This is a genomic window from Alkalimonas sp. NCh-2 (assembly GCF_039631345.1).
GTDB classification, from domain to species: domain Bacteria; phylum Pseudomonadota; class Gammaproteobacteria; order Enterobacterales; family Alteromonadaceae; genus Alkalimonas; species Alkalimonas mucilaginosa.
Map to the genome: position 1 here is coordinate 434,579 of NZ_JBDIUV010000002.1, position 23,375 is coordinate 457,953.

Here is a 23,375-nt window from a genome sequence, read left to right on the forward strand (position 1 = left end):
AGTGGCCAAACTTTTCCAACTCCTGCTGGTATGCATTTTGTTCGGCGGAACAGCCGTAGCCAATGCCTCAACCAATATATCTCCTGCCATGCTGGAGCAGCTCAAACAACTGCCTCGTGCCGAACAAGAGCGATTGGCAAGAGAGCATGGTTTTGATTTGCAGCAACTGCAGAGCAGAAGCAGTGCCAGCACATCTCAGCAGCGACCGGAAACACTGCAGCCCAGGCAGCAAAGCGAAAGCACAGAACAAAGCAAGCGCGAGAAGAGTGATGAGCCGAAACGATTTGGCTTGAACTTGTTCGATTCAGAAGTCAGTACTTTCGCACCCGTTGGCAATATTCCAGTCCCGGATAATTATGTGCTTGGCCCGGACGACGAAGTCTTGCTGCAATTTTTTGGCAACCGTAACCAAAGCCTCCATTTGCAAGTGAGCCGCGATGGCTACTTGTCTATTCCAGAAATCGGCCAGCTGCAGGTCGCCGGATTGCCTTTTTCCAAAGCGCGAGAGCTGATCCGCACCCGCGTGCAGCAAAGCATGATTGGGGTAGAAGCGGCCGTGAGTATGGGCGCCTTAAGAACCATCAACATCATGGTTGCCGGTGAAGCAAAGCACCCGGGCTCTTACACCGTATCAGCATTAACTACAGTGACCCAGGCATTGTTTGTTGCTGGTGGCGTCAGTGATATCGGTGCGTTACGCAGTATCCGGGTGAACCGGGCCGGCAATACCATTACAAACTTTGACTTGTACGATTTACTGTTGCGGGGCGATTCCAGTAACGACATACATTTGCAAAATGGTGATGTTGTCTTCGTTGCACCTATTCAGGCTTTAGCACAAGTGCGGGGTGAAGTACGGCGCCCGGCTTTGTTTGAAGTACAACCCGGCGATACGCTGGGCAGTCTGCTGGCGATGGCGGGTGGCGCCCGTGAGGGGGCTTTTCCAAAAGCCGCTGTGCTGGAGCGTTTCAATGCCCAGCATTTGCGTGATTTACAAAATGTGGATTTAACCCAGGCTTCCGTCCGGGCACAAGCCGTGCGGGCTGGTGATGTCCTGCGAATTGGAGCAACCTCTACCCGGGCAATCAATAGTGTCACCGTGGCTGGTGCAGTGGTACGGCCAGGTCATTATGCCTGGCGTGATGGCCTGCGGGTTTCCGATTTGTTGCCATCGCTGTGGTCTGACTTACTGATGAGCACCGATTTGGATTACGCCCTGGTGGTGCGTGAGCGGGATCAACGGGGCACTATTGAAGTGCATCAGTTTAATCTTGGCAAAGCTATCGAACACAAAGGTAGCCCGGATGATCTGCAACTGGCAGCACGGGATACCCTATTGGTATTTCACCATGCCAGCTACAGTCATCAGCGTTATAAGCTGAACGATTATTTACGAAAACAACTGGAAGAACGTTTTAGTGGCAATGAGGAAGATCGTTGGTTGGCCAGCGATGAACTGGCGAGCCGCTCCTTTGAATTGCTGCAAAGCGAACAACAAGATGGCACCGTATCGCTTAATGCGCTGATGTTAAATGAACAGTTGATGCAGCAGCAGCGTGAACAACAGCAAAAGAGTATGCAGCAGCAGGTGCTGGCAGAGGTTATGTCCTCTTTTTTACAGGAGCTTTTTACCAACGAAAGCTACCTGGCGAAATCGGTACACCTAACGCGGTCGGAGCTATTGTATCCTTTACTTAGCACTATCCGTCATCAGGCCCGCCATGGTCAGCCGGTAGATATTGTCAGTGTGAGTGGTGAGGTTAAAGTTCCGGGCGACTACCCTCTGGCTCAAAATGCAGGCGTAGCGCATTTGGTGAAAGCTGCCGGAGGCCTGAATGACTCCGCCTTTATCCAGCGTGCAGAGCTAAGCCGGGTTTCTACAGTAGCTGCAGGCAGTGGTAGCCGGGTTCAGCACTATGCGGTTTCGTTGCCAAGCCACCTGAACGGCAGTGAGTACCTCGCACTGCAAAGCCGTGACCGGCTCAATATTTTCTCTATTCCCGACTGGAACAACACCTTTACAGTCGAGCTAAAAGGCGAGGTACGCTTTCCCGGCCGTTACAGCATTCAGCAGGGCGAAACCCTGTCCAGCGTATTGCAACGGGCCGGCGGCCTTACGCAAAATGCGTTTGCCAAAGGGGCCGTGTTTACCCGTGAACATATTCGTGAGCGTGAAAAAGCGCATTTACAAAAAATGGTAGAGCAATTGCGCGGTGAGCTGGCAACCCGCTCTTTGTCTACTGAAAGAGCACAAAATTCACCGCAAGATATGTTATTGATGCTGCAGCAAATTGAAGCACAAAGCTCGTTGGGGCGCCTGGTGGTGAACCTGCCATACATTCTGGCCGAAGATCCAACCGCCGATATGCAAGTACAAAATGGCGATGTGCTCTATGTGCCACGCATGGACAGCACCATTGCCATTATGGGCGAAGTGCAACATGCCAGTACGCACCGCTTTAATGGTGAACTCTCAGTCGATGACTATCTGAATATGGCCGGCGGGCTGCGGCAGCGGGCGGATGGCAATCGGGTCTTTGTGATTCGCGCCGATGGCTCTGTCGTACTGCCACGCAACGGCTGGTTACGCGGCCGTCGCGCCTCACTGGAGCCGGGGGATACCATTATTGTACCTTTGGATACCGAGTACAAAGACAACCTGACTCTATGGTCGCAAGTAACCCAGATTTTCTATCAAAGTGCGGTGGCTTTGGCTGCTATTTCGAGGATCTGATGGCGGCCGCATCACAGATAAGCGCTGGTCTGGTTTCGCCAGGCCGCGCTTTGGTTACCAATCAGAGGCCGTTATGACCGCCTGGTACCTGTTGCATTGCAAAGCAAAACAAGAGCATCGTGCCGCCCTGCATTTGCAAAATCAGGGGTACGATAGCTATTTGCCGCAGTGGCAACAAGAAAAGCTGGTAAAAGGCAGTAAAACCCTGGTCACGGAGTCACTATTCCCCAACTACCTGTTTGTAAACCTGGATGCCGGGCAGGCCAACTTCAATGCCATCCGCAGTACCAGGGGGGTGAATGGCTTTGTTCGTTTTGGCGGTGTTCCTGCCACCGTGCCTGCTCAGTTAATGGCGAGCATCCAGCAGCAAGCCCAGCGGCCGCAAGCATCTAAGCCTTTATTTGCACCAGAGAGTACCGTGGAAGTGACCGCCGGGCCTTTTGCTGGCCTACAGGCTATTTACAAAGCGAGCAAAGGCAGCGACAGGGCACTTATCTTGCTAAGCCTGTTAGGCCAGGAACAAGAACTGGAAGTAACACTGAAAGAATTAAAAGCTGTCTAGCTTTCAACTTAACACTGAAAACTAAACATTCAACACTAAAAACTCAACACTTAAAACTAGTAATAGCGCGCGGCATTTTAGGGGCCAAAAACCTAAGGGCGGTAGCGTGTCTGAAGCAACGATAAGAAGGACTGAACCTTGACCACTGAAGATTCAAAAAAAGACTCAAGAGTGCATGATGATGAAATTGATTTGCGCGAGTTGTTTGTCAGTCTATGGAAAGGTAAGTGGTTTATTATTGCGGTTACCTTTGTTTTTGCTGTGGGCTCTGTACTTCATGCCTTAAACTTGCCAAATATCTATAAATCGGAAGTTTTACTTGCACCTGTAGCTCAAGAGCAAAATATGCGTATTCCTGGTCAACTTGGCGGTTTGGCAGCTTTAGCAGGTGTTAGTTTAGGTGCTGGTAGTGGAGCTGATAAAACTACTCTAGCTATAGAGGTGTTAAGAAGCCGAGAGTTTATCGGTCGCTTTATTGAAAAATATGACTTGTTTGTTCCTGTGGTGGCGGCGATTGATTGGGATATAGCAACAAACACGCTTATCCTTGATAAAACAGCATTTAATATTTCTACAGGTCAATGGGTTAGAGATGTTAAACCTCCTCGTAAAGCTAAGCCAAGCAAACTAGAAACCTATGAAGAGTTTATGAAGCTTTTTAATGTGTCTAGAGATGCAAGTAGTGGAATGGTCCGTCTTACGATAGAGCATTACTCCCCCTATTTAGCTAAAGAGTGGCTGGATTATCTTGTACTAGAAATTAATGAGGAAATGCGGCAGAGGGAGTTGCAAGAGGCAGAGCGCAGTATTGCTTATCTGAATGAGCAAGTTGCTAGTACAACGCTTTCAGATGCCCGCACTATGCTTTTTTCTTTGATAGAAGAGCAAACGAAGTCACTAATGCTCGCAAATGTTCGAAAAGAGTTCATTTTTCAAACCATTGATCATGCGATCGTCCCTGAACAAAAAAGTTCACCCAGACGAGCGCTCATTGTTATTGTTTTTACAATACTAGGTGGTTTTTTTGCTTCTGTACTCGTTCTAATTTTCAATATACTTTTTAAGACAGATAAGGAAGCTTAGATGTTAGACGTTTTATCCTTAATTGGCAGAGATTCAACACTTTTCTACAAGGATATGGATGAATATTCTGCTGCTTTAAGTAAGTCTGTTAGCGATGCTAGTTTCCTTGTTTTGGGAGGCGCAGGTTCTATTGGGCAGGCGGTCACGAAGGAAATCTTTAAGCGCAATCCCAGAAAGTTGCACGTTGTCGATATCAGCGAAAACAATATGGTAGAGCTGGTGCGTGATATCCGAAGTTCATTCGGTTATATCAACGGTGATTTTCAAACCTTTGCATTGGATATTGGCTCTGTTGAGTACGATGCATTCATTGAAGCTGACGGTGAATACGACTACGTGTTGAACCTGTCTGCGCTAAAACATGTTCGCAGTGAAAAAGACCCATTTACCTTGATGCGGATGATTGATGTAAATGTTTTTAATACCGACAAAACCATAGCTCAATCAATTGCAAAGGGAGCAAAAAAATATTTTTGTGTCTCTACCGATAAAGCTGCGAATCCTGTCAATATGATGGGAGCATCAAAACGGATCATGGAAATGTTTCTGATGCGACGCAGCGAAGAGATCGCTATTTCTACGGCCCGCTTTGCCAATGTTGCGTTTTCAGATGGTTCTTTGCTGCACGGTTTTAATCAGCGAATTCAAAAGCGCCAACCAATAGTGGCCCCTAATGATATCAAACGTTATTTTGTCACACCGCAAGAGTCTGGTGAACTCTGTCTGATGTCCTGCATTTTTGGTGAAAACCGTGATATTTTCTTTCCCAAACTAAGCGAAGCACTGCATTTAATTACCTTTGCAGAGATTGCTGTTAAATATTTAAAGCAGCGAGGGTATGAACCTCATCTGTGCAGCAGCGAAGATGAAGCCCGTGAGTTGGCTAAAACCCTGCCTGAGCAAGGTAAATGGCCTTGCTTGTTTACATCAAGCGATACTACCGGTGAAAAAGACTTCGAAGAGTTTTTTACTGAAAACGAAGAGCTTGATATGCAGCGGTTTGACAGCCTGGGCGTGATTAAAAATAAGCCAGAATACCAGCCTGAGTTGCTTAGCTTATTTGAACAGGAAATCCGTCGCATGAAACAGCAAAAAGCCTGGACCAAGCCTGAGCTGGTAGCCTTGTTTCACACCATGATTCCTGGTTTCGGTCACAAAGAGACAGGCAAATACCTAGACAGTAAAATGTAGGCCAGATTATGAGTACAGCGCTAGTAAGTTTTATTCGCGAGCTATACCAAAGCAATGAGTTTATTCCATTGCATGCGCCAACATTTGCAGGCAATGAGCAGAAGTATGTCAGCGAAACCATTGAGAGTACTTTTGTCTCCAGCGTAGGCAAGTTTGTCGATGAGTTTGAACGCAAAATCGAAGGCTTTACAGGTTCGGCAAAAGCTGTTGCTACGGTCAATGGTACCGCAGCACTGCATACCGCATTGTACATGGCAGGGGTAAAGCAAGATGATTATGTGATTACCCAGGCACTAACTTTTGTGGCTACCTGTAATGCACTGCATCACATGGGTGCAGAACCGATTTTTGTGGATGTGTCCAAAGTGAGCTTATCGCTCTGCCCTGTGGCATTGGAGCATTTCTTAACAGAGAATGCTTATTCCAATGAAGCGGGTTGTTTTCACAAAGCAAATCAGCGCCGGATCCGTGCAGTTGTGCCCATGCATACTTTTGGTCATCCAGCAGAGCTGGATGAGTTGCTTGCTGTCTGTGAGAAGTGGCAGCTAAGCTTGGTTGAAGATGCAGCCGAAAGCTTAGGCTCTTATTACAAAGGAAAGCATACCGGAACTATAGGTGAGCTGGGAGCTCTTAGTTTTAATGGTAATAAAATCATTACTACGGGAGGGGGTGGCATGGTGTTGTGCCGTGATGAAGCGCTAGGTTTACGCACCAAGCATGTGACCACAACGGCCAAAGTACCTCATCCTTATGAGTTTTTCCATGATGAAGCTGGCTTCAATTATCGTTTACCCAACTTAAACGCTGCTTTGGGGTGCGCGCAAATGGAAGTGCTGCCAAAGTTCTTGCAACAAAAACGCAGCCTTGCCACACACTATCAACAGTACTTTGCCAACTCAGAGTTTAACTTTGTTTCAGAGCCTGACTATGCGCAGTCAAACTACTGGCTAAATGCGGTTATTTGCCCGGATGTCCCTAGCCGTGAGCAGTTGTTGAAGGTCACTAATGAGAATGGAGTGATGACTCGACCGATTTGGAAGTTGATGCATCGCTTGCCCATGTATCAGCATGCACCCAGAGGCAGTCTGGCTGTATCAGAATGGTTAGAAGGCCATCTGGTTAATTTACCCAGCTCGCCGGTAGTTTTGGATATGCTATGAACTTGTTGCCGATAAATAGTCTTGCTGATGATATCTATTATAAACCTGAGTATACAGAATTATACATTGTATCTGACGACAGTGAGCCGTTTGAGTATACCTACAGCGAAGATATATTCTATGTCACATTTCGCTCCATTAAACGTCGAATTAATGTAGTTGCAGGTAAGGTTCTGCAAAAAGAGCTATATGATTTAGAAACATCATATGGATATGGTGGACCCTTGACGAACAGCTCTGACATAGTGTTCTTGAATAGAGCGTTTAAAAACTATAAAGCTTATTGTGCTACGCAGAGCATTGTGTGTGAATTTATTCGCTTCCATCCATTTAATGCTCTGTCAAAGTACCCTGCGTTGTTCGATATGCATTGTCAGGAGCGTGAAGTAGTTTTAGTTGATCTCACTTTATCCACTGAGGAGCGTCGCGCGCTATACTCAAAGACTACACGTAATATTGTCAAAAAGGCTGCACTTAACCTTGATGTTATTATCGATAAACTAGAGCTTCCGTCATTTATGGAGCTGTATTATCAAACAATGCGGAAGAATGAGGCCGCTGATTTTTACTTTTTTAAAGAAGAATATTTCAAATCATTACTGAAGTTAGAGCAGGTCAATCTAATTGGGGTTCTGAAAGGGAAACAGGTGTTATCAGCAGGGTTCTTCATGTGTTGCTCTGAGTTAGCTCACTACCATCTTTCAGCCAACAGTCAGGAACTTGTAAAAGAGAACGGTAATTATCTTCTCCTTGACGCTGCATTTGAGCACGCAAAATCTCTTGGGTGTCGCTACATGATGTTGGGCGGTGGTCGAACTTCATCTGCCGATGATAGTTTGTTTAAGTTCAAAGCTAAATTCTCTCCAATACATGTTCCTTTTTACATAGCAGGTTTGGACTTTCTTCCAGACACTCGACAGAAGCTAAATAAAATGTGGCTTGAGCAACATGGTCAATCTGTGCCGAAACTATTCCAGCTTTACCGCGCTTGAGAGGGTAAGATGAAAAATAAAACGTTTGTTATTGCAGAAGCCGGTGTTAATCACAATGGCGATATCCGGTTAGCGAAAAAATTAATCGATACTGCTGCCAGTTCTGGTGTTGATGCTGTTAAATTTCAAACCTGGAAGACGGAGCTACTCGTTACTGAAGATGCAGAAATGGCAGAGTACCAATTGCACAACACTCAGCGTCAGGAATCTCAGTTTCAGATGTTGAAACGTTTAGAACTTAGCTACGAAGATTTTAAGGAGTTGAAGCAGTATTGCGACTCCAAAGGTATTTTGTTTATGTCAACACCAGATGAAGAACAAAGTGCAACTTTTTTAAATGACTTGCAGGATATATTTAAAATTGGGTCAGGAGAACTGACGAATACTCCTTTCTTACGTCATATTGCCGGTTTTGGCAAACCAGTCATACTTTCGACAGGAATGGGGTATTTATCTGAAGTAGAGCACGCGATATTTATTTTGACTGAAGCCGGTTTGCCTTTATCTTCAATTACAGTATTACATGCGACTACGGATTACCCAACAGCTCCGGAGGATGTGAACTTGAATGCAATGTTGACGATACAGCAGGCATTTCCCGGTATTACCGTTGGTTACTCAGATCATACTCTTGGAATTGAAATTCCTACAGCTGCTGTAGCTCTGGGAGCAAAAGTTATCGAAAAGCATTTTACACTTAATACTGCTATGGAAGGGCCTGATCATAAAGCAAGTTTAGAACCGGCAGAGCTATCAGCTATGGTCAAAGCTATTCGCCGGGTTGAGAAGGCGCTTGGTTCAGGTTGGAAGATACCAACGGCAATGGAAAAGAAGAACCGAAGTGTGGTTCGAAAAAGTCTGGTGGCAGCCAGCACTATTAGAAAAGGGACATTGATATCAGCCGAAATGTTGGTGATTAAACGTCCCGGTACAGGAATATCTCCAACGCGTTGGGATGAAGTAGTTGGTTCAACCGCTGTCAAAGACTATCAAGTGGGGGACCTAATCTAATGCGAAAAATTTGTGTAGTCACAGCCACCCGGGCTGAATATGGTCTGCTCAAATGTCTGATGGATGATATTCAGAACTCTGCAGAGCTAATGCTACAGATTATCTCTACCGGAACCCACCTGTCTCCGGAGTTTGGATTGACTAATTTACAAATCGAAGCCGATGGGTTTAAAGTTGATAAAAAGATCGAGATTCTGCTGTCGTCAGATACACCCATAGGTGTATGCAAAAGCATGGGGTTAGCGCAAATAAGCTTTGCAGAAGCATTCGATGAACTGAAACCAGATATTATTTTAGTTCTGGGTGACCGATATGAGTTACTTCCTGTTGTTGCCACGGCAAACATATTCCGTATACCCGTAGCACACCTGAATGGCGGTGAGTTAACGGAAGGTGCTCTCGACGAATTATTTCGGCATGCGGTGACTAAACTTTCTCAGTTGCATTTCACTGCAATGGAAGAATATTCACAAAGAATTATTCAGATGGGGGAGCAGCCGTCAAAAGTATTTAATGTTGGTGAAGTTGGTCTTGATAATTTACTTCGTATGAAATTGTTATCTAAAGGCGAATTTGAATCGGCTATAGGTCGACCGTTAAAAAACAAGAACTTGCTTATAACTTACCATCCGGAGACTACGCAGGCCGTAGCAGAGGTGAAAGAGAATTTTTCACAACTATTAGATGCATTAGACATTCTGGATGATTCCCTTTTGATCTTCACAAAAGCAAATGCCGATGTTGGAGGTCGTATGATTAATCAGATGATTGAGCAGTATGTGGTTGATAACAGTCATAAAGCTATAGCGTTTCAATCCCTAGGGCAGCTTCGCTATTTATCTGCCTTGCAGTTTGTCGATGCTGTTGTGGGGAACTCATCTAGCGGTATAGTTGAGGCCCCGTCGTTCAAAATTGCAACGATTAACATTGGTGACCGGCAAAAAGGGCGTGTTAGAGCCAAAAGCACAATTGATGTTTGTGCTGATAAAGCAGACATAGGGCGTGCATTTAATACTATTTACTCTGCAGATTTTCAGAAACAGCTCAGAAGTACGACAAATCCATATGGGGAAGGGAATAGCTCACAAAAGGTAGTTGATGTACTCATAGATATTGACCTGACTATGTTGCTTGCCAAGCCATTTTATGACCTCAAAAAGTAACAGTAAATTGATTGGCGGAGAGCAGGAATTTGCTCCGCTAGATCTGTACTTTGGTACAACTAACAGTGGTCGCTCTTCTTTACGCTGGATTTTAGAATCAATGCGCTTGAAAGGGAAACGTATTTTAATACCGGACTATTTGTGCCAAGCCGTTGTGGATGTTTTGGAAGCTTACAATATAGAAGTTTCTTTTTACACCGTCCTTTCTGATCTGTCATTTGACTTAAGCATTTTATCGGCAGACGTCGATGCTTTGTATGTAGTCCGTTATTTTGGTTACAGCACTGCGGCTTTGCAAGCAGTTCTAGCGAGAAGTCGTTTACCACTAATAATTGATGACGTTTTTGAGATTCAACCGCCCGGCATTTCAAGTGAAGTACATTGGTGTTATTTTAATAGTTTAAGAAAAATATCGGCTGTTGCTGACTATAGCCAAGTCATATCTAACCGGCCTTTAAGTATAATCTCAAAATTGTATTTGAATGACTTTACCTGCGCCAAGTATCTCGCAAAAGCAAGGAAGTATGACTTTCTGCAGCGAGGTCTTGGAAGAGAGGTTGATTACCTCGATCAGTTTGTATATGCAGAACAGATTCTTGATACGGAACAGGGGATTTTTGAAGCAAGTGCGAAGAGTTGCTACGTGGCGAATCTTTTTTTTCAGAAACTATCTGAAGAGACTGCGATTCGAAAGGCTAATCTTGAATTGGCTAAATCCTTATTGGAGCGAAAGTTATATATCGATATTAAGCCAGCTTTTCCTAGTTTTCTTCCTCTATGGTGTAAGAGAAGAGATGTGGTCCGCAAGTTATTAATGGAAAAAGATATTTTTTTGGCCATTCATTGGCCAACATTGCAAGTCGCACGAAACAACTTATCAGATCATGTTTTGTCGCTGCCATTGGACTCGAGATATAATTCACAGGATATTGAGCGAGTTTGCAATCTGTTAAGGAGTTTCGCCCATGAGTAACGAAACCTTTAGATTAGTTCCTGCCGGTCCCGAAGATTTTGATATTTATCTTAGTCTCAAATCTGAGCCACTAAATATTTATTGGTCGGGATTTGAAAAGGCCCCCGATAAAGAGGGATTAATGCAACACTTCTGCAAAGCGTTGCGTAGCGAGTGCCGGGAGGTATATTTACTGAAGGCCGGGAATGAAGGCGTGGGCTATTTATATTTAGATTATTCTGCTGAGCTGCAGCAGGTTGAATTGGCATACGGTATTTCTGAAAAGTGGGCTGGTAGAGGTTTAGCTAAAATTATGATTATGCAAGCTATACAGAAAATACGGCCTGGCTATAACTTATTAATTGCTTGGATAGCTGAATCTAATATTGCCTCCATTAAAACTGCTGTTGCTTTGGGTTTTAGCGCTGGTGAAAAACGTGAGCGTCGGGAACTTGCTCAGTTCTCTGCGCCGGTAACATTTATCGATTTTTTTCGTCAGATAAGCCAGAACAACGAAAAGGCATAGTTATGAGTCATGATTGGCAAAAAGTCTTGGTATCACCAAATGAAACCATTCGGCAGGTTTTAACTGTTATAAATCAACAGGCCTTGAAATTGGCGATGGTAATTGACGATAAGAATCAATTGCTCGGCACTGTAAGCGATGGTGATATTCGTAGGGCCATCTTAAAAGGCGCTTCACTTGAAGACCCTATAGATCAGGTGATGTTCCGGAATCCTACAACTGCAATATTAGGCACAAAGCGTGAAAAATTGCTGGAGCTTATGGATAAAAAGCAGTTGCATGCTATTCCTATCATTTCAAATAATGAGGTTGTTGGTTTAGAGACGTTGTACGCGTTGCTTCACAAGCAAACCTATAATAACCCTGTTTTTCTGATGGCTGGTGGCTTTGGCACCAGACTACGACCTTTGACTGACAACTGTCCGAAACCCCTGCTGAAAGTAGGTGGCAAGCCTATCCTAGAAATAGTATTGGACAATTTCATCAAAGCCGGCTTTGTAAACTTCTACATTTCTACACATTACATGCCTGAAATGATTCGTGAGTATTTCGGTGATGGCAGTAAGTGGCAGGTAAACATTACCTATGTTCACGAAGAAACCCCTTTGGGCACAGGTGGAGCCTTAGGGTTGTTACCTTCCGATCTTGCTGATCTGCCGCTTATTCTAATGAATGGTGATGTATTGACCAATGTAGATTTTGAGCGAGTGTTGGCCTTTCATAATAAAAATGCAGCGAGCGCTACCATGTGTGTTCGTGATTATGAATACCAGGTGCCCTTCGGAGTAATCAATGGTGAAGGTAATCGCATTGTCTCCATGGTAGAAAAGCCGATACAGCGGTATTTTGTGAATGCAGGTATCTATGTTATCAGCCCGGAGCTAAGAAAGTCGGTGCAGCAGAACCAACGCTTGGATATGCCAACTCTGCTAGAGCAAGCGATTGAGCGTAATCGCGAAGTGTTGATGTTTCCAATTCATGAGTATTGGCTTGATATAGGTCGTAAGGAAGACTTTGAACGTGCGCAAATAGATATAGCAACTATAGAGTTTTAGTCTTATGAAAATACTTGCGGTAATCCCGGCACGTGCAGGTAGTAAGCGTCTGCCAGGCAAGAATGTTAAAAATTTGAATGGTAAGCCTTTAATTACATGGACTATAGATGCTGCGCTTGCGGTTAGAGAGCTCTCCAGTGTGATCGTAACAACTGATTGTGAGGTTATTGCTGAGGTCGCTAAACAAGCCGGAGCTGAGATACCGTTTCTTCGCCCGCAAGAGCTGGCAACTGACACCAGTTCAAGTACAGATGTCATTCGACACACGCTAGATTTTTATCGATCCCAAGGTGAAGAGTTTGATTTTGTCATGTTGCTCCAGCCTACATCACCAATACGTGATGCTGTCGATATTCGTGGTGCCATAGAATTACTTCGATCTAACTCAGCAGATGCAGTCGTTTCGGTTTGTCGGTGCGAACACTCGCCACTTTGGTCGAATACTTTGCCCGCTGATAACTCTATGAGCGGATTTATTCGTAAAGAAGTTAGCCAGTTAAGAAGTCAGGACCTTCCCGATTATTACAGAGTTAATGGTGCAATATACTTAACTAGGGTTAGCAGGTTTTATCAAGAAAAATCGATGTTTTTATCTTCAAACATATTTGCATATGTAATGGATAATAATAAGTCCGTCGACATTGATCATGAATTGGACTTTCTAACTGCAGAAGCCGTTTTACATTATATGGAAGAACATGCATAAATTATTGATTATTGGCGCTGGCCAACTGGGTAGTAGACATTTACAAGGTGCGTTACTTTCGACAGGTCGCCTGAATATTACAGTAGTTGACCCATCGCTTGAGGCATTGAGTATTGCAGAGGATCGGTCACGTCAGATCGAGTGGGGTAATAAAGACAGTCAGATTTGCTATAAGACTGTTTTACCAGAGCTCCAATATTTTGACGTGTGTATTATTGCAACGGCTGCAAACGTACGAGCAGATGTTACCAAAACACTATTGGTTACCCAAAAAAACCTCGTAAATCACATTATTTTTGAAAAGGTGCTTTTTCAGAGAATTGACGATTATTCAACTATTCAATCTTTGCTCAAAGATTTGAAAATTAAGAGTTGGGTAAACTGCCCTCGTCGAATATTTCCAACTTATCAGGAGCTTAGGTCTTTTTTAGATTTAAATATGCCTATTCATATGACTGTAACAGGCAATTCATGGGGAATGGCTTGTAACAGTATTCACTTTATTGATTTATTTACATTTTTAATCGGCAATACTGCGCTTCAAGTGGGTTGCATTGAGTTAGATGCAGGGTTGATAGAAAGTAAGCGTGCTGGCAATTATGAGATTACTGGGAGCATAGAGCTTACTGCGGGAAATCATTCATTAAAAATTGTATGTGGACAAGAATTGGATTGCTGTTTGGAAGTGAAAGTTGAAAATGGTAATTCAATACACTTAATAAATGAAATTGATAAATCATGGCTTTGTAACAAAGGTAGCGATAGTGAGCGGCGAGCTTATACGCCGTTGCTACAAAGTCAACTGACAGGTAGTGTCGTAGCTGATCTAATTACTTCTGATCAATGCCAGTTGACACCGCTCACGGAGTCATGCGCTATTCACATTCCGTTCATTAACGTGGTACTCGATCATATTTCGAAGCAGCTTGGTATACAGCTAGATGCTTGTTTAATAACATAAATCCAGGAGCAAATATGATTTGGTTAATCGGTGCAGGTAGCATGGCGAAGGCTTACTGCACGGTCCTAAATGACTTAAATTTGAATTTCATGGTTATTGGCAGGGGCAAGGATTCCGCAGCAAGTTTTGAGAGAGATACTGGTGTATCGGTTGTCACAGGGGGGGTTGAAAACGCCCTTGAAAGCGGGCTTAAAGCTCCTGAGTTTGCAATAATAGCCACCGGTGTCGAAATGCTCGCAGATAGCTGCTTAACTTTATTGAAAGGTGGTGTAAAAAAAATCCTTGTCGAGAAACCTGGGGGTATGAATAGTAAAGAAATACATTTCTTGGTATCAAGTGCGAAGACAGCAAGTGCAACGATTTTCGTGGCTTATAACCGTAGGTTTTTTAGCTCGGTTCAGAAGGCAAAGGAAATCATTGCTGCAGACGGTGGTGTATCTTCATTCAATTTTGAATTTACGGAATGGTCTCATGTAATAGAAAAGCTAACAAAGGCTGATGGTGTAATGGAGGAGTGGTTTACTGCCAATTCTAGCCATGTTGTTGATTTAGCATTTCATCTAGGTGGTATACCTGAGCAGATATCTTGCTATACAAGCGGATCATTAAACTGGCATAAGAGGTCTGCAAATTTCGCTGGTTCTGGTGTTGCTAGAACAGGTGCTTTATTTTCTTATCATGCAAATTGGCAGGCACCAGGTAGATGGGGTATTGAAATTCTTACCCACAAACATAGGTTGTATTTACGACCAATGGAGCAGTTACAACTTCAAAAGCTTGGGAGCATAGCCTTAGAAAGTGTGGAGATAGATAATCAGCTTGATACTAAGTATAAACCCGGCCTTTATTTATTGGTTAAAGCTTTTCTTAACGGAGAAAATAATGACCTGTGCTCAATAGAACAGCAGTTAAACTTAATGGATACATATAATCAGATTGCTGGGTATGTGCATGAATAACAGTGTACTGATTCTTGGTATTTCGATAGTACTTCCGTGTAAGAGGCATTGCTAAAACGATACTAGGCCCTATAAAATGAGATGTAGATTTAAAGGAGTAGAGTTTATAAATAGATCTTTTCTAGTGTCTATTTCTGAGGGTTTGAATATTGATTGTAAGACTGGTCGTTTTGAGGAGTAATCCTTACATTATTATGTTGCAATTGGTGCTATAGTTTTGTTCGCTAAATAAGTTCAAAAGAAATTATCTTTTATCTACGATAATTAGTTGCCTTTATAATAGTATACAATCTCATCACTTTAGTTTTTTTCAAACCTACAGAGAAATACATGCCGAATGTTCATGCTCATCGCATATTTATCAGTTTGTCAATTAGAAGCGTAGAAAAAAATGGCGATGAAGACAGGGCTTATTTCCAGTGCTGTTGCAGAGGGTAGCTCACTATTGAGTACTCGCATTGATATCTACAACAGCATATTAGACGAACATACCTAATGTAAATAGTAGTTTTAGTTTGATAGATTCTGGGTTTGATGTTTCTAGTGTACATAAGCATACTGTAGATGGATGGTATTTGAATGAAAAAGGTTACGATAGATTATTTTCAGCTATCAAACCCAAGTTAGAGAAATAGTCGAAGATTGACTTATAAATAGTATATTTTTACTGATAGATTGAATGAAATATATAGAATAGGAATTGGAAAATCTCAGAATTATAAGAAATGTATTACAGGTCATAGTAATGAGTCTCAAAGTTTATTTTAAACTCGTTGTTTTGAGAAATTAGAAAAGGAAAAAGTTATTTTTAAAGCTAGCTTCTTGTATATGTTAGGGGAAGTTTTTTCCAAAGCAATTCCCTTTTTGCTTTTACCTTATTTAACTCGGGTGCTTGGCCCTGCTGGCTACGGTGAGTTATCTCTTTACCAAGTAATAGCAGCATTGTTAATTGTGGCTTTGAGTCTGAGCCAAGATGGCGCTATTGCTCGTTATTATTATGCATATGGAAAGCGAGCAATTGGGCTAATAAATTTTACAGGGGTTTTGTATTCGTCAGTTATATATCTGATTATCTGCGTTGTTTCTTTTGTAACTGCAAGTGAAATACTTTTCGTTTGTGCATCAGTTTCTTATACGCAGAGTATAATTTCGAATCAATTGACAATTCGGCAAATGCAAAGGAAAGTTAAAGAGTATTTATACATACAGGTTTTCAATAGTTTATTCTCTGCTTTCCTTACAGTTTTACTATTTGAAATTTTTAATGCATCCGCATTAGGAAGGTTGTACATAGTAATGCTCGTTAATTTGCTAACAATTATTCTTGCAGTAATGGTTGTAGCTGGTGGAGCCTCTGAAAGCTTCAGAAAAGTAAGAATCAACAGAAGAAAAATAAAAGTCTCCTTACTATTCATTTTATCATTCGGGACACCGTTGATTATTCATAATCTTAGCCTTTTCTCTAAAGGGCAGCTTGATCGAGTGTTTGTATACAACCTCTATAGCGAAGAGCAATTAGGTTTATATTCAGTTGGATTTCAGATTGCTTCGATATTAGCTATAATATTGATGGCAGCCCAGAAGTCGCTAACTCCATACTACTTCGAAGCTTTAAAGAAAAAATCACTCGAATTTTGTGATATCAGAAAATTATTGTTTTATATTATAATTGTAATCCCCTTGCCGGCTATACTGGCCTATATGCTACCAAGCTCAGTATATGCTTATGTATTTGGTGATAACTTTGTTGAGTCTAAAGTTTACGCGTGCATTTTTCTTCTGGGCATTGCGATGAATGCCCCTTACTTTCTACTAGCTAATTACTTGTTTTATCATGGAAAAACAGTCGCCGTTTCGATTGGTACAGGCGTTTCATCTGCTTTACATATTGTTTTAATTGCGACTTTGGGATCAAGCAATCTTAAAATGATGGCTTTCACTCTTTTTATAACGAACTCATTTACGATTTGTTTAATTTACTTTTTTTGTAGGCGGTACAGCCAAGGCTTGCAAAAATAATGTTAAGGTACGTATCTTGTGGATCTTTTTATTTGTAGTACTGCATTGCAAACAGTAATTGCGCAAAGGATAATACATGAAAAAAAATTGATTAATTACGAGATATTTTATTTTACGCATGTTGAAAGTGATAAGGAAAAATACTATTTCCATCAGCTTGAAAATAAATCAAGAAAATCAATTTTTTACCTCTGTCGCACTAGATTTCCAAAATATTTTTTAGACATAAAGCGCTTGTTTAAAGCCAAAAAATATAACTGCATCTACTTGGCCAGCGTTGATAATGTTTATGCTCATTTAGTGTTAACTCACTGTGTTTTTTCTAAATTGATAACTTTTGATGATGGAGCCTCTAATATTTCTAAAGACTCAATATATTACATATCAAGGCGCTCAAAATTTACTGCTATTATTTACTTTCTTTTGGGTTGCAGGTACAGCTTGGAGAAAGTGAAAAGATCATCCGTTGAGCATTTTTCCATATACCCGAATAGGAAAAATATAATTGATAATGTAAGCCTGATATCTTTATTTGGTGAAGATAATCTGGCAAGGGATATGCCCGTTTTAAATGATGAATGTCACGTTTTTCTCGGAAGTCTTTTGCACGTAGTTGCGAATACCAACGCTGATTATTTGAGTGTAAAGTTAGAAAAATATTTCAAGGGTCTAGAGAACTTTTTTTACATTCAACATCCAAAAGATAACTCTAATTATTTCAATTCATTTGAAAAACTGCCCGGAAATTTAATAGCAGAAGATTTAATTGTTGAGCTTGGTAAGAAATTCAAAACAGTTAATGTATATGGAATTGGTAGTGCTGCTCTTTTTAATTTAATCGGTGTTGAGTGGGTTAATATACATACATTGGTTTCGCCGGAGGTTAAATCTCAATTTAACGATCTTTCACATTCCTTGGTAGAACTTGGTGGCAATCCATTTCATATAGAGTAGTTATTTGGGCTTAATATCGATGAAAAAAATATGTTTGTTCATAAGTGACATGGGTAACTCTGGCGGTACAGAAAGAGTTTCATCAATTCTGATTAATCAGCTTTGTGACAAGGGATTTGATGTTCATGTACTTAATCTCTATAGCAGCGATAAACCCTTTTTCCAAATTTCAGAGAAGATTCAATACAACAGCTTAAATAATGTGCGTGGTGCTGGCCTTACTGCGTACTTTGAAATAACACGTAAGCTCCGAGCCTATTTACGAACTAACCAAATAAATTGTTTAATTACTGTTGAATCAATGCTTGCAATTTATGCTGTCCCGGCTGTCTGGAATCTGAAATTAAATCACATAGTATGGGAACACTTTAATTACCATGTTGACTTGGGGAGGAGGTCTAGACGAATTGCAAGACACCTTGCTGCATTGCGTGCTGATAATATTGTTACTCTAACAGAGCGCGATAAACAGTTTTGGTTGGCTGAATCATTTTGTTTTGCTTCTGTATCTGCTATATCTAACCCATTAACTTTCGATGTTTCGAATGAGTTGGCAAATATCAACAGCAAATCGTTTCTGTCTGTGGGTCGATTGGTAGATCAAAAAGGATATGACTTATTAATAAAAGCTTGGTCTATAGTCATCAAAGTACATCCAGAATGGAAACTAAACATAGTTGGTAATGGAGAAAGACGTGATGACCTTACCGTGCAAATTGAAAAATTAAATTTATCTGGTTCTGTTAATTTAATTCCAGCTACAAAAGAAATTGATATCTATTATAAGAACGCTTCTGCCTATGTTATGAGCTCTAGGTATGAAGGATTCCCGATGGTTCTATTAGAAGCTATGTGCTTTGGTTTGCCAATTGTTTCATTTGACTGTAATACTGGACCTGGTGAAATGATAGAGCATGGTATTACTGGGTGGCTAAGCAATGCTGAAGATGTTCAATCACTAGCAGAATCAATGATAACTGCCATTAATTCTTTCAACGATCCGGAATTTTATGCCTGTATGAGTAATTCATCGCTCCGCAAGGCAACCGAGTTCAATGTTGAATCCTTTATCACGAAATGGGAAAAGATACTTCTATGCAATGGATAGACAGAGATATTCGTATTTCCCATAAGGATTTGATGAATTCACTATCACTAATTTTTGCATTAGCTTATTCTGCTGTACTTTCATATTTGCCAAGCGCGGCTTTTAGAGACCGAGAAAATTATTTTGCTTACGCACGAAACTATGAAGAAATATTCTTGCGCTATGATTCATTTTTAGGGAAAGCTTTTAATGAGCCATTGTTTTTGGCTTTCAACTACCTTGGGCGGATATTTTTCGCGCCTGAACAAATGCCATCTGTTTTTGTTTTTATCATTAGCTTTTCTGTTTCATATTTTGTTTTTAAGTCCAGCCGAAATGGCGTTATGCTATTTTTCTCCTTTGTGATATTACTGCTGCTTCCGCAAGTTTTTCACTTGCAGCTTGTTACATTAAGGCAAGGTTTGGCAGTGTCAATGGTGATTTGGGCTGTTTTGATTACAAGGAAAGAGTATTTTATAGCGCTTGTGATACTCGCAGCTGGTTTTGTTCACTCATCTTTTTTTATATTTTTTGTAATGTATATCCTAGATGTTGCTCTTTCCGGGCAAAATTATAGTAATAGGTACTATTTACGGCTCTTTGCACAGATAATGCTTTCTCTCGTAATTTCAATATCTTTTATCTATCTTGCTCAGCTTTTAGGTGCTAGACAGGCTACTGCACAGCATTTAACTAGTGGTGTGAATGTCGGTGGCGGTGCACTGGTTTTGTGGTCATTTGTTTTTTTTATATTACTCACACGATCTAGATATTACTTTTATCAAGACCAGACTGTCCGGTTGGCTTTCATAGGGATTTTATCGTATCTGACAATGTATTTTATTTCACCTCTAGCTGGTAGGTTTATCATATCTTTTTTGCCCTTCATAATTGCTGCAATTGTGGCAAAATTTTCATATAGGGATGTTGTTCTGGTTTTTGTAATCATACTGGCTGGTTCTTTTTCATTTGTCGATACTGTCAAAAACAACAGTTTGACACCTTATGGTGTATCTTACTTTGGGTTTTAAATTATGAATATTCTCTTTGTTATATCAGGCTTGAAAATGGGCGGTGCTGAAGTTCAGGTTTGTGCACTTGCTTCAGAATTACATAAGCAAGGTAATAAAGTTGCAATAGTCTCTATGATAGATGAAATCGAGGTTAGACCAGAGTCTAATGACATCCAAGTAATTACACTCGGTCTTAAAGGGATGGCTTCGATATTCAATGGGGTTATCAGGTTTAGGAAGGTTGTAAAAGATTTCAACCCAGATGTAGTTCATAGTCACCTTTTTCACGCGATAATATTTTCAAGGTTGTATAAAAAGGTTTTCAGTTTACGTCGTTTAGTTTGTACTGCGCATAATACATATGATGGTGGGTTTTCTAGGGTTGCACTTTATCGTGTAACTGATTCATTCAATGATTACTTTACTAATGTCAGTCAAGAAGCTGTAGATTCGTTTATCAGTAATCGAGCAACTAAACCTGGTAGAATTAAGTTGGTTTACAATGGTATTGATATAAAAAAATTCAGACCCGACATCACATTTCGACATACAGTACGTTCCGAGTTTAATATACCTGATAAAGCAAAACTGGTTTTAGCTGTAGGGCGGCTGCATGTCCAAAAGAATTTTACATTATTATTGGATGTCATTTCCTCCATCAAGGAGCACCAAATTTTTCTTCTCATTGTAGGAGCTGGTCCATTGTTGGCACAACTTCGAGAAAAAGCGATCGAGTTAGATATCGAGAAGAATGTAATATTCACTGGCGTTCGCAGTGATGTTCCTCATTTGATGTCTGCATCTGACCTGTTTGTATTATCATCTTCTTGGGAAGGATTTGGCTTGGTAGTAGCTGAAGCTATGGCTTCAGGTACATTAGCTGTTGCAACTGATTGTGGTGGCGTTAAGGAGGTCTTAGGTGATTGCGGTTATTTGGTTCCGCCTGCTGATAGTTGTTCGTTACGAGATGCAATCGTCCGGGCTTTGTCAATTTCAGAATCAGAAAGAACTCATTTAGTTAATATGGGTCGGAAAAGAGTTTGTAATCTTTTTTCTATCGACAAAGCAGTTGAGACTTGGTTATCAATTTATAATGAATGTGAGTAAGATTTGAAATCAAAAAAGATTTTATACTTGGTAAATGCTGATTGGGCATTTATTGTAAATAGGCTGCCAATAGCTATTGAGGCTCTTAAGCATGGTTACGATGTACACATAGCTTGTGCATTCACTGGGCGCGAAGATGAGTTGCGGTCATATGGATTTACATTACATGAAGTTCCATTTACCCGTAGTGGTCTTAATCCTTTCGTTGAAATGGCAACTGTTGCTAATGTTTTTCGTCTTATTCGCTTTCTGAAGCCTGATCTAATCCACGCTGTAACGATAAAACCTGTTATATATGGCGGTATAGTTTCAAGGGCCCTTCGAGTACCGGCTTTTGTAGCAGCAATCTCAGGTCTGGGGTTTGTGTTTACTAGTGATACCATGAAGGCCTCAATTTTGAGAAGGTTTGCAAAGCTAGCTTATAAATTTGCTCTTTCTGGAAAAAACATTAAAGTTATATTTCAGAACACCTTTGATCGCAATACAATTCAAGCAGCAGCAAAAATAAAAGACAATAATATAGTTATGATTAAGGGCTCAGGTGCTGATTTGGATGAGTATTCTGTGAGCACTCCTCCTGTTGGAACACCTGTCGTTGCTATGGCATGCAGGTTACTTAAAGAAAAGGGGGTTTTCGAGTATGTTGAGGCTGCTAATAAATTAAGAGAAAAAGGAATAGATTGCAAATTTCAACTGATTGGTTCACCAGATTATGGTAACCCACATAGTATAACCGATGAGCAGTTAATACAATGGCAGCATGAAGGCGTTGTAGAGTTACTAGGTCATCGAACAGATATTGCTACACTTTTTTCTAATGCAAATATAATAGTTTTGCCATCTTATTATGGTGAAGGTCTACCTAAAGTATTGATAGAAGCTGCTGCCTGTGGGCGACCAGTGGTAACTACTGATAATCCCGGGTGTGCAGAAGCTGTAGTAGATAATGTTACTGGTATAATAGTTCCTGCGCGAGATGTTGATGCTTTAAGTGATGCCATTGAGCTATTAATTAATGATGAGATTTTGCGCACTCAGATGGGACGTGAAGGTCGTTTGTTTGCTGAAAAAATGTTTGATATTAAGGCTGTGGTTCAAGTCCACTTATCTGTTTACAAGCAGCTTTTATTGAATGTTGAGGGGGATGTTTGAACCCTAAAATACTTTTAACCGGCAGTACCGGGTTTATAGGAAGAAAAACATTAATCCGCCTACAGTCACACTTTGTTGATATTATTGCTCCAGTGAGAGCCTCTTGGCAAAGCAATGACTCCAAGGTGAGCACACCTTTCATAAATGATATTGTTAACTTACCTCAGTTATTTGATAGTATAAAAGAGGTTGACATCATTATTCATATAGCTGCAAAAGCGCATGTGGCAGGCATATCTTTGGCTGAGTTTAGACATGTAAATACTCAGGCTACTCTAAACTTAGCTGAAGAGGCTGCGCGTAGGGGGGTAAAACGTTTCATTTTCTTAAGCTCCATTGGTGTGAATGGTATATCTAGTCCTAAACCATTTACTGTATTTGATCCTCCCTCACCATGTGAGGATTATGCTGTCTCCAAACTAGATGCTGAGATAGGTCTCACGAAAATCTCAGCTGAGTCAGGTATGGAAGTTGTTATTATTCGTCCGCCTTTAGTGTATGGTGCTGATGCACCAGGTAATTTCGGCAAGCTTACTAAGCTGGCACAGCAAAACCTGCCATTACCACTCGGCGCAATCCATAATAAACGTAGCCTGGTAGCTTTGGATAATCTGGTTGATTTAATTGTAACCTGTATCGATCACCCCAATGCCGCCAATCAAACCTTTTTAGTCAGCGACGATCAGGACGTATCAACCACAGAGTTGCTTGAACTAATGACTCGCGCAGCAGGCAAAAAGCCGTGGCTATTGCCGGTGCCTGTATCCTGGCTGCGTTTGGCTGGTAAGTTAACCGGCAAGTCTGCTGTGATTGATCGTTTGTGTGGTAATTTGCAGGTGGATATCACTCATACGAAAGAAACGTTGGGGTGGAAACCGCCGATTACCTTGGAAGAGGGGATTGCTCGCTGCTTTCATAGTGTTGAGTGTTGAGTGTTGAGTGTTGAGTGTTGAGTGTTGAGTGTTGAGTGCTCATTGTTGGGTGTTGA

At 41.4% G+C, this 23,375-nt stretch carries 21 protein-coding genes; all 21 read left to right on the forward strand.

All coding sequences use genetic code 11. The features are described 5' to 3' along the window. Position 1: 1 nt before the first annotated feature. The 21 genes from ABC502_RS07225 (at position 2) to ABC502_RS07325 (ending at position 23,319) form a co-directional block, all read left to right on the forward strand. The gene (locus ABC502_RS07225) at positions 2-2,734 is read left to right on the forward strand and encodes an SLBB domain-containing protein (RefSeq protein WP_345915386.1); all 2,733 of its coding nucleotides are present in this window, start codon (positions 2-4) and stop codon (positions 2,732-2,734) included. A 73-nt stretch (positions 2,735-2,807) separates the two neighbouring features. Further along, positions 2,808-3,296, forward strand: a complete 489-nt coding sequence (gene rfaH, locus ABC502_RS07230; RefSeq protein ID WP_345915387.1) for a transcription/translation regulatory transformer protein RfaH — start codon at positions 2,808-2,810, stop codon at positions 3,294-3,296. 138 nt (positions 3,297-3,434) lie between these two features. Beyond that, positions 3,435-4,379 carry a Wzz/FepE/Etk N-terminal domain-containing protein gene (locus tag ABC502_RS07235; RefSeq protein ID WP_345915388.1) on the forward strand — a complete coding sequence of 315 codons (945 nt, stop codon included), beginning with the start codon at positions 3,435-3,437 and terminating at the stop codon, positions 4,377-4,379. Then, the gene (locus ABC502_RS07240) at positions 4,380-5,570 is read left to right on the forward strand and encodes a UDP-N-acetylglucosamine 4,6-dehydratase (RefSeq protein ID WP_345915389.1); all 1,191 of its coding nucleotides are present in this window, start codon (positions 4,380-4,382) and stop codon (positions 5,568-5,570) included. Positions 5,571-5,575: 5 nt separating this feature from the next. Continuing rightward, entirely contained in the window at positions 5,576-6,730 is a 1,155-nt protein-coding gene (locus tag ABC502_RS07245; RefSeq protein ID WP_345915651.1) for a LegC family aminotransferase, read from the forward strand. Next, entirely contained in the window at positions 6,727-7,722 is a 996-nt protein-coding gene (locus tag ABC502_RS07250) for a GNAT family N-acetyltransferase (protein ID WP_345915390.1), read from the forward strand. The genes ABC502_RS07245 and ABC502_RS07250 overlap by 4 nt, the downstream gene beginning before the upstream one ends. A gap of 9 nt (positions 7,723-7,731) precedes the next feature. Next, positions 7,732-8,733: an N-acetylneuraminate synthase gene (gene neuB, locus ABC502_RS07255; protein WP_345915391.1), complete on the forward strand. Its 1,002-nt coding sequence runs from the start codon at positions 7,732-7,734 to the stop codon at positions 8,731-8,733. Then, the gene (gene neuC, locus ABC502_RS07260) at positions 8,733-9,896 is read left to right on the forward strand and encodes a UDP-N-acetylglucosamine 2-epimerase (protein WP_345915392.1); all 1,164 of its coding nucleotides are present in this window, start codon (positions 8,733-8,735) and stop codon (positions 9,894-9,896) included. The genes neuB and neuC overlap by 1 nt, the downstream gene beginning before the upstream one ends. Beyond that, on the forward strand, positions 9,880-10,869 hold the full coding sequence (locus ABC502_RS07265) for a pyridoxal phosphate-dependent transferase (protein WP_345915393.1): 990 nt from the start codon (positions 9,880-9,882) through the stop codon (positions 10,867-10,869). Before neuC ends, ABC502_RS07265 begins: the two co-directional genes overlap by 17 nt. Further along, a complete protein-coding gene (locus tag ABC502_RS07270; protein WP_345915394.1) occupies positions 10,862-11,374 on the forward strand; it encodes a GNAT family protein in 513 nt (170 codons plus the stop codon). Before ABC502_RS07265 ends, ABC502_RS07270 begins: the two co-directional genes overlap by 8 nt. Before the next feature lie 2 nt (positions 11,375-11,376). Next, the gene (locus ABC502_RS07275) at positions 11,377-12,429 is read left to right on the forward strand and encodes a nucleotidyltransferase family protein (RefSeq protein ID WP_345915395.1); all 1,053 of its coding nucleotides are present in this window, start codon (positions 11,377-11,379) and stop codon (positions 12,427-12,429) included. A 4-nt stretch (positions 12,430-12,433) separates the two neighbouring features. Beyond that, positions 12,434-13,135, forward strand: a complete 702-nt coding sequence (locus ABC502_RS07280; RefSeq protein WP_330086381.1) for an acylneuraminate cytidylyltransferase family protein — start codon at positions 12,434-12,436, stop codon at positions 13,133-13,135. After that, a complete protein-coding gene (locus ABC502_RS07285) occupies positions 13,128-14,096 on the forward strand; it encodes a dehydrogenase (RefSeq protein WP_330086382.1) in 969 nt (322 codons plus the stop codon). The genes ABC502_RS07280 and ABC502_RS07285 overlap by 8 nt, the downstream gene beginning before the upstream one ends. Positions 14,097-14,110: 14 nt before the next feature. After that, entirely contained in the window at positions 14,111-15,055 is a 945-nt protein-coding gene (locus ABC502_RS07290) for a Gfo/Idh/MocA family oxidoreductase (RefSeq protein WP_330086383.1), read from the forward strand. 822 nt (positions 15,056-15,877) lie between these two features. Further along, a complete protein-coding gene (locus tag ABC502_RS07295; protein ID WP_345915396.1) occupies positions 15,878-17,074 on the forward strand; it encodes an oligosaccharide flippase family protein in 1,197 nt (398 codons plus the stop codon). An 18-nt stretch (positions 17,075-17,092) separates the two neighbouring features. Further along, entirely contained in the window at positions 17,093-18,028 is a 936-nt protein-coding gene (locus ABC502_RS07300) for a glycosyltransferase family 52 (protein ID WP_345915397.1), read from the forward strand. A 19-nt stretch (positions 18,029-18,047) separates the two neighbouring features. Next, entirely contained in the window at positions 18,048-19,136 is a 1,089-nt protein-coding gene (locus ABC502_RS07305) for a glycosyltransferase family 4 protein (RefSeq protein ID WP_345915398.1), read from the forward strand. Further along, positions 19,124-20,146 (forward strand): EpsG family protein, encoded by a 1,023-nt coding sequence (locus tag ABC502_RS07310; protein WP_330086387.1) that lies wholly within the window; start codon positions 19,124-19,126, stop codon positions 20,144-20,146. Before ABC502_RS07305 ends, ABC502_RS07310 begins: the two co-directional genes overlap by 13 nt. Positions 20,147-20,149: 3 nt before the next feature. Next, positions 20,150-21,235, forward strand: coding sequence for a glycosyltransferase (locus tag ABC502_RS07315; RefSeq protein WP_345915399.1), 1,086 nt, complete (start codon positions 20,150-20,152; stop codon positions 21,233-21,235). 3 nt (positions 21,236-21,238) lie between these two features. Beyond that, positions 21,239-22,387 (forward strand): glycosyltransferase family 4 protein, encoded by a 1,149-nt coding sequence (locus ABC502_RS07320; RefSeq protein ID WP_345915400.1) that lies wholly within the window; start codon positions 21,239-21,241, stop codon positions 22,385-22,387. Next, positions 22,384-23,319 carry an SDR family oxidoreductase gene (locus ABC502_RS07325; protein WP_345915401.1) on the forward strand — a complete coding sequence of 312 codons (936 nt, stop codon included), beginning with the start codon at positions 22,384-22,386 and terminating at the stop codon, positions 23,317-23,319. The genes ABC502_RS07320 and ABC502_RS07325 overlap by 4 nt, the downstream gene beginning before the upstream one ends. The last annotated feature ends 56 nt before the right edge of the window (positions 23,320-23,375 follow it).

Coding starts and splice junctions, on each gene's coding strand:
- rfaH (WP_345915387.1), top strand. CDS start 2,808: ATGACCGCCTGGTACCTGTTGCATTGCAAAGCAAAACAAGAGCATCGT.
- ABC502_RS07240 (WP_345915389.1), top strand. CDS start 4,380: ATGTTAGACGTTTTATCCTTAATTGGCAGAGATTCAACACTTTTCTAC.
- ABC502_RS07250 (WP_345915390.1), top strand. CDS start 6,727: ATGAACTTGTTGCCGATAAATAGTCTTGCTGATGATATCTATTATAAA.
- neuB (WP_345915391.1), top strand. CDS start 7,732: ATGAAAAATAAAACGTTTGTTATTGCAGAAGCCGGTGTTAATCACAAT.
- neuC (WP_345915392.1), top strand. CDS start 8,733: ATGCGAAAAATTTGTGTAGTCACAGCCACCCGGGCTGAATATGGTCTG.
- ABC502_RS07265 (WP_345915393.1), top strand. CDS start 9,880: ATGACCTCAAAAAGTAACAGTAAATTGATTGGCGGAGAGCAGGAATTT.
- ABC502_RS07270 (WP_345915394.1), top strand. CDS start 10,862: ATGAGTAACGAAACCTTTAGATTAGTTCCTGCCGGTCCCGAAGATTTT.
- ABC502_RS07275 (WP_345915395.1), top strand. CDS start 11,377: ATGAGTCATGATTGGCAAAAAGTCTTGGTATCACCAAATGAAACCATT.
- ABC502_RS07280 (WP_330086381.1), top strand. CDS start 12,434: ATGAAAATACTTGCGGTAATCCCGGCACGTGCAGGTAGTAAGCGTCTG.
- ABC502_RS07285 (WP_330086382.1), top strand. CDS start 13,128: ATGCATAAATTATTGATTATTGGCGCTGGCCAACTGGGTAGTAGACAT.
- ABC502_RS07290 (WP_330086383.1), top strand. CDS start 14,111: ATGATTTGGTTAATCGGTGCAGGTAGCATGGCGAAGGCTTACTGCACG.
- ABC502_RS07305 (WP_345915398.1), top strand. CDS start 18,048: ATGAAAAAAATATGTTTGTTCATAAGTGACATGGGTAACTCTGGCGGT.
- ABC502_RS07310 (WP_330086387.1), top strand. CDS start 19,124: ATGCAATGGATAGACAGAGATATTCGTATTTCCCATAAGGATTTGATG.
- ABC502_RS07315 (WP_345915399.1), top strand. CDS start 20,150: ATGAATATTCTCTTTGTTATATCAGGCTTGAAAATGGGCGGTGCTGAA.